The following is a 16,156-nucleotide window of genomic DNA, read 5'->3' as shown; positions in this document are numbered from 1 at the left end:
ATGGTGGATCAGCCGGAGACGGAGAAGTTGTTCACCTTGGCTGCGTTGTCCTTGGTCACCAGGATGCAGTCGACCGACTGCTTCTCGGGCTTGGAGGCCTTGTTCCCGCCCTTGACGTACGCGTCCGCCTGCTCGACCGCCATCTCGGCGATCTGGCTGGCCGGCTGCAGGACGGTGGCCTTGATCTTGCCGGCCTTGATGGAGCTGACGACGTCGGGGCTGCCGTCGAAGCCGACGACGACGACGTCCTTCTTGCCGGCAGCGTCGAGCGCCGCTTGAGCACCGAGGGCCATCGTGTCGTTGCCCGCGATGATGCCCTTGATGTCCGGGTGCGCCTGCAGGATCGTCTGGGTCTTGGCGAGGGCCTCGGCCTGGTCCCAGTTGGCCGTCTGCTGGGCAACCATCTTCATCGACGGGATCTGGTCGAGGATGTCGTGGTAGCCCTTCGAGCGGACACCGGCGTTGGTGTCGGTCTCCTTGCCGGTCAGCTCGGCGTAGTTGCCGCTGTTCTTCATCTGCTTGGCGAACTCCTGGCCACCGAGCCCGGCGCCCTGGGCGTTGTTGGAGACGATCTGCGCCACGGCGACACCGGTCTGGTTGATCTCGCGGTCGATGAGGAAGGACGGGATGCCCGCGTCCTTGGCCTTCTTGACCGCGGTGACCGTCACGTCGGCCCCGGCGTTGTCGACGATGATCGCCGCGGCCTTGCGCGAGATGGCGGTGTCGAAGGCCTGGCTCTGCTTCGTCGGGTCGTCGTCGTGGCTGATCACCAGGGTCTCGTAGCCGAGGGCCTTGGCCTTGGCCGCGGCCGCGTCCTGCTCGGCCTTGAAGAACACGTTGTCCGGCGAGGGCGTGATGATGACGACGAGCTTGGACCCCGAGCCGCCGGCCGCGGCTGCGGCCGCGGAGGAGGTGCCGCCCCCGGTCGCGCCGCCGGAGCTGCCGCCGCAGGCGGCGGTGCCGAGGACGAGAGCCGCAGCGGCCACGGGCAGCAGCGCCCGGCTCATGCGTGAGGTGTGACGGAACATGAAGGTCCTTTCGGGTTGCTGAACTGGATCACTGCTTGATGGAGGGAGCTGGGATGGATCTCGTGGAGGATCTGAGCGGCTCGAACGCGCCCAGGGCGCGCTCGCCCTCGGCCGGCCGTGCACGCGGTTCATGCCGCCCTCTGCGACAGCGCGGTCTGGAGCCGCTGCTGGGCCTGCTCGAGGACGATGGCGAGGATGATGACGGCGCCCTTGACGACCGACTGCCAGAAGGTCGAGACCCCGACGAGGACGAGTCCGTCGGCGAGGAAGCCGATGACGAAGGCGCCCATGACGGTGCCGACGATCGTGCCCCGCCCCCCGCTCAGGGCGGTGCCGCCGAGAACGGCGGCCGCGATGGCGTTGAGCTCGTACGTCGTTGCCGTGTCAGGGTAGGCAGCGCCGAGCTCCGAGGTGAGGAGCATGCCGGCCAGGGCCGCGCAGGCGCCGCTGATGACGTACACGGCGATGGTGATCCGCGGGACGCGGATGCCGGCCAGCACAGCCGCTCGGTCGTTGCCGCCGACGGCGTAGACCCGTCGGCCGAACGGCGTCTTGGTGGTGACGATGACGGCGATGACCGCCACCACGACCATGATCCAGACGGCCACCGGGATGCCGAACCAGCTGTCGACACCGATGACGTGGAACCCCTCGTTGCCGTGCTCGGGACTGCCCGCGAGGTTGGGGAACGTGCCGCCGTTGCTGCGCAGCTGGGCCGCGCCGCGGGCCACGTAGAGCATGCCGAGGGTCGCGATGAACGGGGCCACCCGGAACTTCGTGATCAGGATGCCGTTGACCCACCCGACGAGGCACCCGACGAGGATCCCCACGAGGATGACCGCCCCCACCGACAGGTAGAGCACGCCCCCGCCCGGCAGTCCGAGACCGGCGAAGAGCAGGCCGCCGACGATCATGCTGGACAGGCCGGCGACCGAGCCGACCGACAGGTCGATCCCGCCGGTGAGGATGACGAAGGTGACGCCGATGGCCAGGATCGCGTTGATGGCCACGTGCTTGGTCATCACGATGAGGTTGCTCGAGGTGAGGTAGTCCTGCGACATCGTGCCGAAGAGGATGATGAGCAGGACGAGCACGACCAACGTCCGGCCACGCAGCAGCAGCAGGCCGACTCGCGCCAGGATGTCCCCGCGGCGCGCCCCGTCGTTGTGCTGGGTGGGCGGTGGCTGGGTCGACGTGGCGGGCGCGACGTCCGTGTTGCTCATTCGGGGACCTCCGTGGCTGGGGTGGAGAGGATGTCGGTGCCGGCGGCCGCGGCGGCGAGCACGGCGTCGGAGGCGGACGCCGAGACGAGCGCCTCCTCGGTCAGGGCGTCGCCGGACAGCTCTGCCGTGATGCGCCCGCGCGCCATGACGAGTACGCGGTCGGCCATGGCCATGACCTCGGCGAGCTCGGAGGAGATGAACAGGACGCCGTAGCCGGCCTCGGCGAGCTCGCTCATGATCTCGGCGATCTGGCTCTTGGCCCCGACGTCGATGCCGCGCGTCGGCTCGTCGAGCAGAAGCACGACCGGCTCGGTCAGCAGCGCGCGGGCCAGGACGACCTTCTGCTGGTTGCCGCCGCTCAGCGAGGTGACGGGGGCGGCGAGCGCCGGGATCTTGATCGACAGCTCGCGCACCTTGTCACATGCGACGCTGCGCTCGGCCTTCTGCGGCACGAGGCCACGTCGGGCCAGCTTGCCGATCGTGGAGAGCAGGACGTTGTCGCCGACGCTCATCGTCTGGACGAGCCCGTCTCGCTGACGGTCCTCGGGCACGAGCGCGAGGCCCGCTGCCTGCCGTGCGCGGACGCTCGCGTCCTTGACGACCTCGCCCCGGACGGCCACCTCACCGGTCGACGCGCGCGTGCCCATCAGTGCCTCGAACAGCTCGGTGCGCCCGGCGCCCATGAGGCCGTAGATGCCGACGACCTCACCGGCACGCACCTGCAAGGAGACGTCGGAGACGAGGTCGCGTGGCGAGCCGGGCACGGTCACGCCGGAGACCTCCAGCAGGACGTCGCCGATGTCACCGGCGGACCGGGAGAAGAGCGCGTCCGGGTCCTGGCCCACCATCTGGCGCACGATCCACGCGGTGTCGGTGCCCGTCATCGGTTCGTGGGCCACGAGGGCCCCGTCGCGCAGGACGGTGACGTAGTCGCCGATGCGGCGGAACTCGTCCAGCTTGTGGGAGATGTAGATGATCGTGACGTCGTCCCGGCGCAGGTCGTCCATGACCTTGAAGAGGACGTCGACCTCGTGGTTGGACAGGGCCGAGGTCGGCTCGTCCATGATGAGGATGCGCACGTCCTCGAGGAGCACCCGGGCGATCTCGACGAGCTGCTGCTTGCCGATCGGCAGCTCGCCCACGAGCATGTCGGGGTCGAGGTCCTGGCCGAGGCGCTCGAGGGCCTTGACGGTCCGCCGCCGCTGGGCCGCGTGGTCGACGAACCGCCGGCCCCGCCGGAGCTCCCGCCCTGCGAAGAGGTTCTCGGCGATCGACATGTTCGGGAAGAGGCTCAGCTCCTGGTGGATGATGCCGATGCCGTGCGCGATGGCATCTCGCGGGCTGCCGATGCTGACCGGCTCGTCGTCGAGCAGGATCGAGCCCGAGCTCGGCTGCTCGGCGCCGGCGAGGATCTTCATGAGCGTGGACTTGCCTGCGCCGTTCTCGCCGACGAGGACGTTGACCTTGCCGCGGTAGGCCTCGAAGGTGACGCTCTTGAGCGCCCGGACGCCGCCGTACGCCTTGGTCACGTCGACGGCACGCAGCACGACGTCGTCGGCCGCCGGGGCCGGGCTTGACGTCGCCTCCGCAGCGGCGGTCATGACGCCGGCTCAAGCTGCGTGGGAACGATGGCGACGACGCCCGGGGCCACGAGCGAGAACGCTCCCGCGAAGGTGACCTTCTTGCCGACGAGGTCCTTCGCCTTGACCTTCGACAGGACGTCGGACTTGACCTTGTTGTTCAGCCCGGTGGCCGCGTCGGCGTAGTTGAGCTGGTTGGTGAAGTTGCCGAAGGTGATGAACTTGACGGCGTCGCGCAGGGCCGTGCCGGCGATGACGGGTCCGGTGACGACCTGCACGTTCGCGGCCTTGCCGGACAGCCCGTCGACCTTGACCGTCAACGGGTGCGTGGGCGTCTCCTGGTCGACGGCCGTCACGGTGCCGGCGCCCTTGACGAGGAACGCGTACGGGCTGCCGGTGCCCGCTTGGTTGCCGTACTTCTTGCTCGCCGCGTCCTGGTTCGCCTCGAGGGCGGGTAGCAGCTCGGTGGCAGGGACCGCGTCCTTCTGCACCGTGGGCAGCACCTTGCTGTCCCAGATGCCGTTGGCGTACGTCTTGGCGTCGAAGGCGGCCGAGCCACCGGCACCCGCGGCCTTCTCCTGGCCTGCGGGGACGTAGGTGTAGACGCCGGGCACGTGGGAGCAGGCGGCCAGGGACCCGCCTACCGCGAGCGCGGCGGCCACGCCGACGAGCGTACGGGCCAGCACGGCCCGCTGAATACCCATTCGCCATTGAACGAACATACGACGATGATGCCCAGCGGGCGACGCCATGTCAACGATTTGCCGAATTTCCCAGACTGGCGCGGCGCCCCGGTGGCCGCGCCCACCGACGCGGCGCGGCCGGTGGCCACGTGGCACAGAAGACCCATCTTGACAACGGGACGGGGCCCGTCCAGCCTTCGAGCGCCCTTACCACCCGCGGGCCCAGCGGTCCCCCCACCACCTGCGCCGCCTCGGCGCCGCCCTCGCAGCAGTGTGCTGCGCCACCGCCGTCACCGGCGCCGCCACCACTGCAGGCGCCGCACCGGCGCCCCGCTCCGCCGACGCGGTCTCGCAGGTCGGCCAGCAGGCCAGGCACCGCACGGTCGTGACGACGGACATGGAGCAGGACGACCTGGCCTGCCTCATCCGCTATCTCCTTACACCAACGACCTCGACACCGAGGGTGTCGTCTACACCAAGTGGTGGCAGTACCGCGAGGAGGGCACCTATCCGGGCTCCGTTCCCGTGGCCGACGCCGGCTCCGCGAAGACCAGGGTCACCGTCCCTGCGGACGCCCAGCCGGGCCAGACGCTGTCGTTCATCTTCCAGGCCACCGATGACGGCCCCTTACCACTCACCCGCTACGCGCGAATCATCCTCACCGTCGGCTGAGCCACGGCGACGTAACGAAGCAGGACCCCGACAGAGCGTCGGGGTCCTGCTTCGATGTGACTGGCGGTGGCGGTGGGATTTGAACCCACGGTGGAGTCACCCCCACACACGCTTTCGAGGCGTGCTCCTTTGGCCGCTCGGACACGCCACCGGGAGAGACCCTACCGGAGGCGACGGCCCTCGAAGAAATCGACCAGGAGCGCCGCGGACTCCTCCGCTCGCACCCCGCCGACGACGTCGACGTTGTGCGTCGCGAGCGGATCACGCGTCAAGTCCCACACCGAGCCGCAGGCCCCCGCCTTGGGGTCCCAGGCCCCGAACACGATGCGCTCGAGCCGTGCCGCCATGGCCGCCCCCGCACACATGACACACGGTTCCAGCGTCACGACGAGGGTGCACCCCTCCAGCCGCCAGGAGCCGATCGCCCGGGACGCCTCCCGCAGCGCCACGACCTCCGCGTGGCCCGTCGGGTCGCCGATCTCCTCCCGCACGTTGCGGCCGCGACCGAGCACGGCACTGTCGGCATCCAGGACGAGCGCCCCCACGGGGACGTCCTGCGAGCCGACCGTCGAGGCGGCGAGCTCGAGCGCCTCGCCCAGCCAGCCGGCATACGTCTCCGGCGTGGGGACGGCGCTCTTGCGGGAGGTCTCGGATCCTGTGGCCACGCGCTAAGTTTCCACCCATGGACGTCCATGTCGCAGACCACCCGCTCATCGCCCACAAGCTGACCTACCTGCGCGACAAGCGGACCGACAGCCCGACGTTCCGACGCCTCGCGGAGGAGCTCGTGACGCTGCTCGCCTACGAGGCCACCCGCGACGTGCGCGTCGAGCCGTTCGAGATCGAGACACCGGTCGCGAGCACGACGGGCATCAAGCTGTCCAACCCGAAGCCGATCATCGTGCCGATCCTCCGGGCGGGCCTCGGCATGCTCGACGGCATGGTCAAGCTCCTGCCGAGCGCCGAGGTGGGCTTCCTCGGCATGATCCGCAATGAGGAGACACTCGAGGTCTCCACCTACGCCAACCGCCTGCCCGACGACCTCACCGGGCGCCAGGTGTTCATCCTCGACCCGATGCTCGCCACCGGAGGCACGCTCGTCATGGCGATCGACTACCTGACGAGCAAGGGTGCCCGAGACATCACCGCCGTCTGCCTCCTCGCCGCCCCCGAAGGCATCAGGCACCTCGAGGAGGAGCTGTCCGAGAGTGACATCCCGGTCAAGGTCGTGCTCGGCACCATCGACGAGAAGCTCAACGAGAAGGGCTACATCGTCCCCGGACTCGGCGACGCCGGCGACCGCCTCTACGGCGTCGTCTGACCGATTGCGTATGCCGTCCGCTCAGGGGAGCGTGTCGCCCCACTCGGCGTCGCGTGCCCTCCGGTAGCGCTCCCCCGCCTTCTTCGAGACGACCTCACGGCCGGCCGTGCCGTCAGCTCGACACACCTGGAACTCGACGAGTCCCTTGCGCTTCACGGGATGCCGGATGATGCGACCCGAATCCGCCTGAGCTCTCGATGAATCCAGTACGCCGGGCGAGGCCGCAGCCACCCACGAGAACTTCTCGTCCTCGTAGGACAGCTCGGCCCCCTTGATCCGCCGGTGCTCCGCGGAGCGGTTGACGCGTGCGGCGAAGTGGCACCAGTCGGCTTGCCGCAGAGGGCAGCCCGCCTCGTGCGGGCACGGTCCGAGCAGGGACCAGCCGGCGGCGAGAAGGGCGGACCGCACGCGGATCACCCGCGCGTACCCGTCAGGGGTGCCGGGCTCGACCACGACGACGGCCCGGCCGCGCTGCATGGCATCGGCCACCAACGCGTCCTGCTGGCGCTCGTCGAGCTCGCTGAGGACGTACGACACGGTGACGAGGTCGGCACCGGCGTCGGGCCAGGCGCCGGCCCGCGCCCGGGCGAACGTCGCACCGGCGAGCGCCGGTGAGGGCGCGTCCGCGACGAGCTCGCGCCCGAGGGCCAGCGCGGCCTCGACCTGGTCGAGCACCGTGATCGACTCGAGCGAGGGGAAGGCGGCCGCGGCCGCCCAGGCCGCTGCCCCCGTGCCGCCGCCGAGGTCGAGGAGGGAGCGCGGCTGCAGGTTTCGATCCGCCACCGCCTCCAGCGCCCGCGCCAGTGCAGCGTGGGTCGCCGGCATCCGGTAGGCGGCGTAGGCGGCGACGTGGACGTCAGAGGCGAGGATCGGCGTCGAGGCCGGGCCCACGGAGCGGTAGCGCGAGACCAGTGCCTCGGCGGCCCGGGCCAGGTCCCGCTCGTCGACCCCGCGCACGACCCGGCTCAGGGCGGCACGCAGCTCGGCGGCATACGTCGGCGTTCGGGGCACGCGAGGAGGATAGCCGCGCCGTGACGGCGGCTCCTCGCGCGACCTCTGGGCCACGGCGAGGGACACGCTGCCGCCGCCTCCCGGGCCACAGGCGCCCCATACGGCACACTGGGCGCACCCCTGTGCCGTGGGGCTGTCAGGGCAGCGCCAGCACCTTCCCTCCAAGGAGCGACACCATGGGCCCCAAGGTCAAGAAGATCATCCTGATTTTCGTGCTCGCGTTCTTCGTCTATGCCGTCTTCACCTCTCCCGACAAGGCGGCGGACATCGTGCGCAACATCTGGGGCGTCCTGGTCGACGGCTTCGACGCGATCCTCCGGTTCTTCAACTCGCTGCTCAACCGGTGACGCGAGCACACTGATCCCATGGCGCTGCTTCGGAGCACGGAGGTCCCGGCGGGACTGGCCCCGATCCTGCTCCCGGGCGAACGGCTCGTCACCGCCGTGCGTGCGCACTGGGTGAAGCTCGCCGAACCCGTCGCGACCACGACGCTGGCCTTCGTCGCCGCGATCTGGGTCGACTCCAACGTCACCAAGTCGACCGAGATGGTCGGCACCGCGTTCTGGTGGCTCTTCCTCGCGGTCCTCGCCCGCCTCGTCTGGTGCCTCGTGGACTGGAGCCACAACTGGTTCGTGGCCACCGACAAGCGGCTGCTGCTGCGCTACGGGCTCGTCACGCACAAGGTCGCGATGATGCCGCTGCTCAAGGTCACCGACATGAGCTACGTCCGGTCCATCCCGGGTCAGTTCCTCGGCTACGGCAAGTTCGTGCTCGAGAGCGCCGGCCAGGACCAGGCCCTGCGTGAGGTCAAGTGGGTGCCCAACCCCGACCGGACCTACCGGGACATCTGCGCCGAGATCTTCCACATCGTCCCGCCGCCGGGTGACGAGGACTTCGAGGAGCTGGGCGATCTCGAGCGCGGGTTCCCCGACGTCGATGCCGTCCACAACCCCACCTCTGACCGGCTCGACTCCTACTCCCGGGCGATGCCGATCCAGCGGCCGGCACGACGGCAGGCCCGACGGTCCGAGGGCAGTCCCGAGACCGTCTACGAGAGCGAGGACCTCAAGCGGCGTCGTCGCGGCGCCGACACCGGCCCCATCTGGCCCTCCCGGGAGAGCCGGCGCTCCGACGACTGACGGTCGAGTGAAGGCGACTGACGGGCGACTGACGGCCAGGGGGTCGCCGTCGATGACGAGCCCCGCTAGTTTGTGATGATCCGTCGTCACCCGACCTGCTCGGAGGTCATCCATGAGCGTCTTCCGCACCAAGTCGATCGAGTCCTCGATGGCCTCGGCCGAGGAAGCCGACCACAAGCTCAAGAGAACCCTCAGCGCCCTGGACCTCACGGTCTTCGGCATCGGCGTCATCATCGGCGCCGGCATCTTCACGGTCGCGGGCAAGGCCGCCCAGGCCTACGCCGGGCCCTCGGTCGTCTTCTCGTTCGTTCTCGGCGCCGTCGTGTGCGGGCTCGCCGCACTCTGCTATGCCGAGTTCGCCTCGACGGTCCCGATCGCCGGCTCGGCCTACACCTTCTCCTACGCGACGCTCGGCGAACTCATCGCGTGGATCATCGGCTGGGACCTGCTCCTCGAGCTGATGCTCGGCGCGAGCGTCGTCGCCCAGGGGTGGTCGACCTACCTCGTGACCCTGCTGAAGCAGCTCGGCGTCGCGTGGCCCGCCGCGGTCGGTCCCGGCTCCCACTTCGACCTTCCCGCCTTCGTCCTTGTGGCCGCTCTCACCCTGCTCATCGCGAAGGGCATCAAGGAGTCGATGCGGGTCAACCTCGTGCTCGTGGCGCTCAAGCTCTTCATCGTCCTGTTCGTCATCGTCGCGGGAGCGTTCTTCGTCAACCGCGACAACTGGACGCCCTTCATCCCCCCGAGCCAGCCGGGCAAGGCTGCCGCCGGGCTCAGCACCCCCCTCATCCAGCTCATCAGCGGCATGACGCCGGCGACCTTCGGGGTCATGGGCATCATGTCGGCCGCGGCGCTGGTGTTCTTCGCCTACATCGGCTTCGACGTCGTCGCCACCACGGCTGAGGAGGCCAGGAATCCCCAGCGTGACCTTCCGCGAGGCATCATCGGCTCCCTGGTCATCTGCACGGTGCTCTACATGGCGGTCGCCCTCGTGCTGACCGGCATGCAGAAGTACAGCGAGATCGACCCGAAGGCCGCCCTGGCGAACGCGTTCGTGCACATCGGCAAGGACGGCTTCGCCACGGTCATCGCTGCCGGCGCGGTCGCGGGCCTGACCACCGTCGTCTTGACCCTGCTCATCGGCGCCACCCGCGTGACCTTCGCGATGAGCCGCGACAACCTGCTGCCCTCGGGTCTCGGCCGCACCAACCCCCGGACCGGCACTCCCGTGCGCCTGACCCTGATCATCGGCGCGGTGGTGGCCCTCACCGCGTCCCTCACGCCGATCGGGACGCTCGAGGAGATGGTGAACATCGGGACGCTCACCGCGTTCCTGCTGGTCTCGCTGGCCGTGCCGATCCTGCGCAAGCGCCGCCCCGACTTGAAGCGCTCGTTCAAGGTGCCCGGCAACCCGTGGGTCCCCTGGCTCTCGGCACTGGCCTGCTTCTACCTGGTGCTCAACCTGTCCGTCGAGACCTGGATCCGTTTCGTCGTCTGGATGGCGCTGGGCTTCCTCATCTACTTCACCTACTCGCGGTCGCACAGCAACGTCGGGAGGGGCGTCGACGAAGGGCGGGCCCAAGAGGCCCCCGAGGTCGTCGGCGAACGCTGACACCCCCTCACCCAGCCCCTTGTCTCACCGAACGCGGCGTTCGCTGACGAACTCAGTGTTAGAACACTGCTTTCGCGACCGAACGCCGCGTTCGCTGTTGTGCCGTCGGGGTTGTCCACAGGCCCCCAGCGGCCGGCCGGCGTATGCCGTCACGATGGTCCGATGGATCTGCACCGTCTCGCTCCTGCCGGGGTCTTCTCCGCCGCGGCTGCGCACGCCTGCGGCATCAGTGGCGCACTGCTGCGCAGCCTGGTCGCGCGTGGGAGATGTCATCCACTGCATCGCGGCTGGTACTCCGTCGAGCGACCCGCCGGTGACAAGCACCGGCACCGCCTCCGGGTCATCGCTCTGCTCGAGGAGTACGGGGACGCGGTCATGGCGTCGCACTGCTCCGTGGTCGCCCTGCTGGACCTACCCGACGAGGACATCGACTGGGGAACGGTGCACCTCATGTGGCGAGACCCCGACATGAAGTTCCGCGCGTTCAGCCGCGTCCACATCCACGAGCGCCTCGACCACCCCGGCCTGCAGCACGAGCGCGCCACCGTGGACCTCGCCCTGGCCGTCGCGCAGGTGGGGCTTCGCAGCCAGACCGGCATGCTGGTCGTGGCCGACCACTGCCTGCATCGTTCGCTCATCACACCGGCGCGCCTGGCGGCGGCGGCGCACGCACTGCGTGGCCAACGCGGCGTCACCCGCGCGAAAGCCGCCGTCCCCTGGTGCGACGCCCGGCACGAGTCACCGGGCGAGACGTTGACTGCGCAGGTGCTGCGCGAGCTCGGCTACTCCTTCACCCCGCAGTTCGAGGTGCCCCGGCTGGAGCGGCCGGGCCGCGTCTTCCACACCGACTTCCGCATCGACGGCACCCGCGTTCTCATCGAGTTCGACGGGAAGCTCAAGTACAACCCCGATGTGAACCCCGACGCGGCACGAGCCAACTTCCAGGAGAAGCTCCGCGAGGACGAGCTACGACGTCTCGGCTACTTCGTCGTTCGTCTCACGCGCGCCGACCTGGCGAAGCCGGCCCTGGTGCGCGCTCGAGTCGAGGCGAGCATCCGCGACTCCTGCGCCACGGCCGCCTGAGCCATCCCCCAGCCCGCCGCTCTCCCCGCTCGGACTGCTCTCTCCGGGCCGCGCTCACCCTTGCATCCCCACCGAACGCAGCGTTCGGTGGCGAACTCAGTGTTCTAACACCGCGTTCGTGATCGAACGCTGCGTTCGGGAAGAAGGGGGGCGCGAGGCAGGCGTCTGCCTCGAATCGGCGCGTTCAGAGGGCCTTGATGATGTCCTCGACGCGTTCCTTGGCGTCGCCGAAGAGCATGGCGGAGTTGTCGCGGAAGAAGAGCGGGTTCTGCACGCCTGCGTAGCCGGCAGCCATCGAGCGCTTGAAGACGACGACCTCCTTGGCCTTCCAGACCTCGAGGACGGGCATGCCGGCGATCGGTGAGGCCGGGTCCTCCGCCGCGGCCGGGTTGACCGTGTCGTTCGCGCCGATGACGAGCACGACGTCGGTGTCGGGAAAGTCCTCGTTGATCTCGTCCATCTCGAGCACGATGTCGTAGGGCACCTTCGCCTCCGCCAGCAGCACGTTCATGTGGCCGGGCAGGCGGCCTGCCACCGGGTGGATGCCGAACCGCACCTCGACCCCACGCTCGCGCAGCTTCGAGGTGAGGTCGGCAACCGGGTACTGCGCCTGCGCCACCGCCATGCCGTAGCCGGGGGTGATGACGACGGACGATGCATCCTTCAGCAGCTCCGCGACCTCCGCGGCGTTGGTCTCCCGGTAGTCGCCGTAGTCGACGTCCGAGTCGGACACGGCACCGTCCGAGCCGAAGCCGCCGGCAATGACCGACACGAACGACCGGTTCATCGCCTTGCACATGATGTAGGACAGGTACGCACCGGAGGAGCCGACGAGGGCTCCGGTGACGATCAGCAGGTCGTTGCCGAGCATGAAGCCGGCTGCAGCCGCCGCCCAGCCGGAGTAGCTGTTGAGCATCGACACGACGACCGGCATGTCGCCGCCGCCGATGGAGGCGACGAGGTGCCAGCCGAAGGCCAGCGCGATCGCCGTCATGACGAGCAGCGGCACCAGCGAGTCGCCCGCCACGAACCAGACCAGCAGACCGGCGGACACGACGAGCGCGGCCAGGTTGAGCCAGTGGCGTGCCGGCAGCATCAGCGGCCTGCTCGAGATGCGCGCCGACAGCTTGAGGAACGCAACGATCGAGCCGGTGAACGTGACTGCGCCGATGAAGACGCCGAGGAAGACCTCGACGAGGTGTACGGAGTCGCCGGCGCCGTCCGCCGCGATGAAGGTGTTGAGCCCCACCAGCACCGCCGCCGCGCCGACGAAGGAGTGCAGCATCGCGATGAGCTCGGGCATGCCGGTCATCTCGACCCGGCGCGCACGCCAGATGCCGATCGCGGCGCCGATCGCCATGGCGACGAAGACGGCGACGACGTTGCCCCACGGAGCGTGGCGCAGCGAGAGCCAGAGCGTGGCGACGAGGGCGAGACCCATGCCGACCATCCCGAGGACGTTGCCGTCCTTGGCCGTCTCGTGCTTCGACAGGCCGGCGAGCGACATGATGAACAGCAGCGCCGCGACGATGTAGGCCGCCTGGATGAGCGAGGTGCTGACGTCGGTCACGGCTCAGCCCTTCCTGAACATCGTGAGCATGCGTCGGGTCACGGTGAAGCCACCGAAGATGTTGATGCTTGCGATCAGGGTGGCCACGAAGGCCAGCACGACGATCACCACGTAGGAGCTCATCGACGTACGCGCGCCGCCGAGCTGGAGCAGGGCGCCCACGACGATGATGCCGCTGATGGCGTTGGTCACCGACATGAGCGGGGTGTGCAGGGCGTGGTGCACGTTCCCGATGACGTAGTAGCCGATGACGACGGCGAGCGCGAAGACCGTGAAATGGCCGAGGAAGCTGGTCGGCGAGACCGCTGCGACGGCCGCGAACACGGCCGTCCCGATCGCCATCGCGACGTACCTCCGCCGCGGGTCGCGTGGTCGTGGCGGCTCCTTGACGACCTCCGTGCCGTATGCCGGCTGCTTGGCCACGGGTGCCGCGCTGACCTGGATGGCGGGCGGGGGCCAGAGCAGCTCCCCGTCCCGGGCGACGGTCATGTTGCGCTGGACGACGTCGTCGAAGTCGAGGACGAGCTGCCCGTCCTTGCCCGGGGTCAGCAGCTTCATCAGGTTGACGAGGTTCGTGGCGTAGAGCTGCGACGCCTGAGTCGGGAGCCGGGCCGCGAGGTCGGTGTAGCCGATGATCGTCACGCCGTTGCCGGTGACGACCACCTCGTCGGCGACGGAGCCCTCGACGTTCCCACCGTTGGCGGCAGCCATGTCGACGACCACCGATCCCGGCTTCATCGAGGCGACCATCTCCGCGGTGATGAGGCGCGGTGCAGGACGGCCCGGGATGAGCGCCGTCGTGACGATGATGTCGACGTCGGGTGCCTGGGCGGCATAGAGCTCAGCCGCCCGACGGTTGAACTCCTCACCCATCTCGCGGGCGTAGCCGTCGCTCGACGAGGCGGCGGCATCGACCTCCGGCAGCTGCACCGCCAGGAAGTCCGCCCCCATGGACTCGACCTGCTCGGCCACCTCGGCGCGGGCATCCGTCGCCCGCACGATGGCGCCGAGGGACCGCGCGGTCCCGATCGCCGCGAGACCCGCCACACCGGCGCCCGCGACCAGGACCTTGGCGGGGGGCACCTTGCCGGCTGCCGTCACCTGGCCGGTGAAGAACGACCCGAACCGGTGAGCGGCCTCGACGACGGCGCGGTAACCGGCGATGTTGGCCATCGAGGACAGGACGTCGAGGGACTGCGCGCGAGAGATGCGCGGCACGGCGTCCATGGCCATCGCGGTCACACCCGCGGCGCGCAGCCTCTCCACGAGCTCCGGGTTGAGTGCTGGCGCCAGCAGACAGACGAGGACGGTCCCGGGCCGCAGCAGCGAGACCTCCTCATCCGTGGGCGCGTTGACCTTGTGGACGACCTCCGAGGCCCACGCCTCGCCGGTGGAGACCACGCGGGCGCCGGCGACGGCATACGCCTCGTCGGAGAAGCTCGCCGCCTCGCCCGCGCCGCCCTCCACCACGACGTCGTAGCCGAGGCCGACGAGCTGCTCGACGGTCTTGGGCGTCGCGGCGACGCGTGTCTCACGCGCACGGGTCTCACGGGGCACACCGATCTGCACGCTGGGGCTCCTTCGCACTCAGGGCTGGGGCACTGGTTCCAGAACCTAGGGCACGACCGGCAGGTATGCGCGGCTCTGCCCGGCACGTCACACAAATGACGCCCGGACAGCTCCAGGATCTCTGATCGTGGGCACGCGCTGCAGGCGCACGGCCATGCACCGCCTCGAGCGGGAGCGGCTCGAGGCGGTGCGGGTCGGTGCGGGTCGAAGGCCGACGGGCGGCTCAGAGGTCGTGGACGGCGGGCAGCCGCCCGGAGTCCACCGCCGCAGCCAGCTCGGCGTGGTCCCGCTCGTTCTGGTCGGCATACGCGACCGCGAAGTCGGCGACCGCCTCGTCGAAGACGGCGCCGGCGTCCGAGACGCCGTCGGGCGGCGTGGGCCCCGGTGGGGTCGCCAGGTACAGGGCGATGTCGCGAGGGTCCCCGGACCGCGCATGGGCGCGCGCCAAGGTCCAGGCGCACGCTTCGCTGAGGCGCGCCATCGTCGCAGGGTCGAGGGTCTCGATCTCGAAGCCGCCCTTCCAGTCACGGAACTGCCGCAGGTAGAAGTCCCGCTCGACGCCGTCGACACCCGTGACCCGCTGCCAGCCCAGGAGGATGTCGCTGCTCGCCTGCATGAGCCGCTGGCCCTCGACGACCCGGCGCCCCTGGTTGTCCAGCGCCGGCCACGGCAGGTGCGGCGCCAGGACCGACTCGGCAGCCTCCTTCGCCTGCAGCAGCAACGGGTTTCCGAGCTCGTCGGTCAGCAGCAGCAGCCACGCGCGCGTCCCGACGGAGCCGACCCCGACCGCCTTCCGCGCCATGTCGACCAGCTGGTACCGGTCCAGGAGGACGCGCCGGTCGGGCTGCAGGCTGCTTCGGTACTGCTCGAGCAGCTGGCTGAGCAGCTTCGTCAGGTCCTCCGCCAGCTCGGGCGCCAGCTCGCGCAGGGGCACGAGGATCGGTGGGTCGCTGACGAAACGTCGCTGGCCGAACTCCGACCGGGTCAGCTTCGCCACGGCATGGGCGGCGTCCCGGCCACGTGACTTGCTGACGACCTTGGCCGTGGCCGCCCTCGCCGCCTTCGGCAGCTCCTTCATCAGCCGAGGAAGGCCCGGCTGCAGCTCGGCGCGCGCATACCAGACCTCGAGCGCCGACTGCCCGGCGAACTCGGCCATCGAGCGACGGTACGCGCGAACGGTGCCCACCGTGAGCGCGCGCCGTTCCTTGCGGCGCAGCCCGGTCTCGCGGCCGGCGATCTCGAGGCTGGCGGCCAGCCGCTTGACGTCCCACTCGAACGGACCCGGCCACGTCTCGTCGAAGTCGTTGAGGTCGAACACCTGCTTGCGCTCCGGCGTGCCGAAGAACCCGAAGTTCGAGACGTGCGCGTCACCGCAGAGCTGGACCGTGATCCCGGAGCTCCCGGCCGCCGCCAGGTCGGCCGCCATGATCGCCGCGCCGCCCCGGTAGAAGGCGAAGGGCGACGCCAGCATCCGGCCGTAGCGCACGGGCAACAGCTCCGGCACGCGGGTGCGGCCCTGTTCCTCGAGGGTCGCGAGGGGGTCCCGGCCGGCCCACGGCGCGAGCTGCGCGTGCGAGCCGAGCGGCATACGTTCGGCAACCCCTCGAACCCGCTCGGTGCGCGATCGCGTGTCCGGGAGGCTGGTGACCGGTGTGGCACCCATGG

General features: G+C 69.8%; 15 protein-coding genes and 1 tRNA gene. 6 read left to right on the top strand and 10 right to left on the bottom strand.

All coding sequences use genetic code 11. The features are described 5' to 3' along the window. Positions 1–8: 8 nt before the first annotated feature. From ABD194_RS00870 to ABD194_RS00855, 4 genes are all read right to left on the bottom strand, one after another. The gene (locus ABD194_RS00870) at positions 9–1,007 is read right to left on the bottom strand and encodes a D-ribose ABC transporter substrate-binding protein (RefSeq protein ID WP_343986077.1); all 999 of its coding nucleotides are present in this window, start codon (positions 1,005–1,007) and stop codon (positions 9–11) included. Positions 1,008–1,156: 149 nt separating this feature from the next. Then, entirely contained in the window at positions 1,157–2,251 is a 1,095-nt protein-coding gene (locus ABD194_RS00865) for an ABC transporter permease (protein ID WP_343986074.1), read from the bottom strand. Beyond that, entirely contained in the window at positions 2,248–3,852 is a 1,605-nt protein-coding gene (locus ABD194_RS00860) for a sugar ABC transporter ATP-binding protein (protein WP_343986072.1), read from the bottom strand. The genes ABD194_RS00865 and ABD194_RS00860 overlap by 4 nt, the downstream gene beginning before the upstream one ends. Then, on the bottom strand, positions 3,849–4,493 hold the full coding sequence (locus ABD194_RS00855; protein ID WP_343986070.1) for a DUF2291 family protein: 645 nt from the start codon (positions 4,491–4,493) through the stop codon (positions 3,849–3,851). Before ABD194_RS00855 ends, ABD194_RS00860 begins: the two co-directional genes overlap by 4 nt. Before the next feature lie 66 nt (positions 4,494–4,559). Here ABD194_RS00855 and ABD194_RS00850 point away from each other — a divergent pair, with 66 nt between their 5' ends. Next, on the top strand, positions 4,560–5,186 hold the full coding sequence (locus tag ABD194_RS00850; RefSeq protein WP_343986067.1) for a hypothetical protein: 627 nt from the start codon (positions 4,560–4,562) through the stop codon (positions 5,184–5,186). Positions 5,187–5,247: 61 nt separating this feature from the next. On the opposite strand, the gene ABD194_RS00845 is transcribed toward ABD194_RS00850, so the two are convergent. After that, positions 5,248–5,337, bottom strand: a tRNA-Ser gene (locus ABD194_RS00845). A gap of 10 nt (positions 5,338–5,347) precedes the next feature. Then, positions 5,348–5,851, bottom strand: coding sequence for a nucleoside deaminase (locus tag ABD194_RS00840; RefSeq protein WP_343986064.1), 504 nt, complete (start codon positions 5,849–5,851; stop codon positions 5,348–5,350). Between the two features lie 17 nt (positions 5,852–5,868). On the opposite strand from ABD194_RS00840, the gene upp reads away from it, so the two are divergent. Beyond that, positions 5,869–6,507 (top strand): uracil phosphoribosyltransferase, encoded by a 639-nt coding sequence (gene upp / locus ABD194_RS00835; RefSeq protein WP_343986061.1) that lies wholly within the window; start codon positions 5,869–5,871, stop codon positions 6,505–6,507. 21 nt (positions 6,508–6,528) lie between these two features. Here the strand turns inward: upp and ABD194_RS00830 are convergent, their stop codons facing one another. Then, the gene (locus ABD194_RS00830; RefSeq protein WP_343986058.1) at positions 6,529–7,518 is read right to left on the bottom strand and encodes a small ribosomal subunit Rsm22 family protein; all 990 of its coding nucleotides are present in this window, start codon (positions 7,516–7,518) and stop codon (positions 6,529–6,531) included. Positions 7,519–7,694: 176 nt separating this feature from the next. Here ABD194_RS00830 and ABD194_RS00825 point away from each other — a divergent pair, with 176 nt between their 5' ends. The 4 genes from ABD194_RS00825 (at position 7,695) to ABD194_RS00810 (ending at position 11,352) form a co-directional block, all read left to right on the top strand. After that, entirely contained in the window at positions 7,695–7,865 is a 171-nt protein-coding gene (locus ABD194_RS00825; protein WP_343986056.1) for a hypothetical protein, read from the top strand. Positions 7,866–7,883: 18 nt separating this feature from the next. Next, positions 7,884–8,657 (top strand): PH domain-containing protein, encoded by a 774-nt coding sequence (locus ABD194_RS00820; RefSeq protein WP_343986052.1) that lies wholly within the window; start codon positions 7,884–7,886, stop codon positions 8,655–8,657. A gap of 112 nt (positions 8,658–8,769) precedes the next feature. Then, positions 8,770–10,269 (top strand): APC family permease, encoded by a 1,500-nt coding sequence (locus ABD194_RS00815; RefSeq protein WP_343986049.1) that lies wholly within the window; start codon positions 8,770–8,772, stop codon positions 10,267–10,269. Between the two features lie 162 nt (positions 10,270–10,431). Then, the gene (locus ABD194_RS00810; RefSeq protein ID WP_343986046.1) at positions 10,432–11,352 is read left to right on the top strand and encodes a hypothetical protein; all 921 of its coding nucleotides are present in this window, start codon (positions 10,432–10,434) and stop codon (positions 11,350–11,352) included. 184 nt (positions 11,353–11,536) lie between these two features. Here the strand turns inward: ABD194_RS00810 and pntB are convergent, their stop codons facing one another. The 3 genes from pntB to ABD194_RS00795 form a co-directional block, all read right to left on the bottom strand. Then, positions 11,537–12,859 carry a Re/Si-specific NAD(P)(+) transhydrogenase subunit beta gene (gene pntB, locus ABD194_RS00805; RefSeq protein WP_425579939.1) on the bottom strand — a complete coding sequence of 441 codons (1,323 nt, stop codon included), beginning with the start codon at positions 12,857–12,859 and terminating at the stop codon, positions 11,537–11,539. A gap of 66 nt (positions 12,860–12,925) precedes the next feature. After that, the gene (locus tag ABD194_RS00800) at positions 12,926–14,491 is read right to left on the bottom strand and encodes a Re/Si-specific NAD(P)(+) transhydrogenase subunit alpha (RefSeq protein WP_343986042.1); all 1,566 of its coding nucleotides are present in this window, start codon (positions 14,489–14,491) and stop codon (positions 12,926–12,928) included. Positions 14,492–14,714: 223 nt separating this feature from the next. Continuing rightward, positions 14,715–16,154 carry a DUF2252 domain-containing protein gene (locus ABD194_RS00795; RefSeq protein WP_343986039.1) on the bottom strand — a complete coding sequence of 480 codons (1,440 nt, stop codon included), beginning with the start codon at positions 16,152–16,154 and terminating at the stop codon, positions 14,715–14,717. Between the last annotated feature and the right edge of the window lie 2 nt (positions 16,155–16,156).

Source organism: Terrabacter terrae (genome assembly GCF_039529575.1).
GTDB classification, from domain to species: domain Bacteria; phylum Actinomycetota; class Actinomycetes; order Actinomycetales; family Dermatophilaceae; genus Terrabacter; species Terrabacter terrae.
This window is presented reverse-complemented; position numbering and strand designations above follow the sequence as displayed.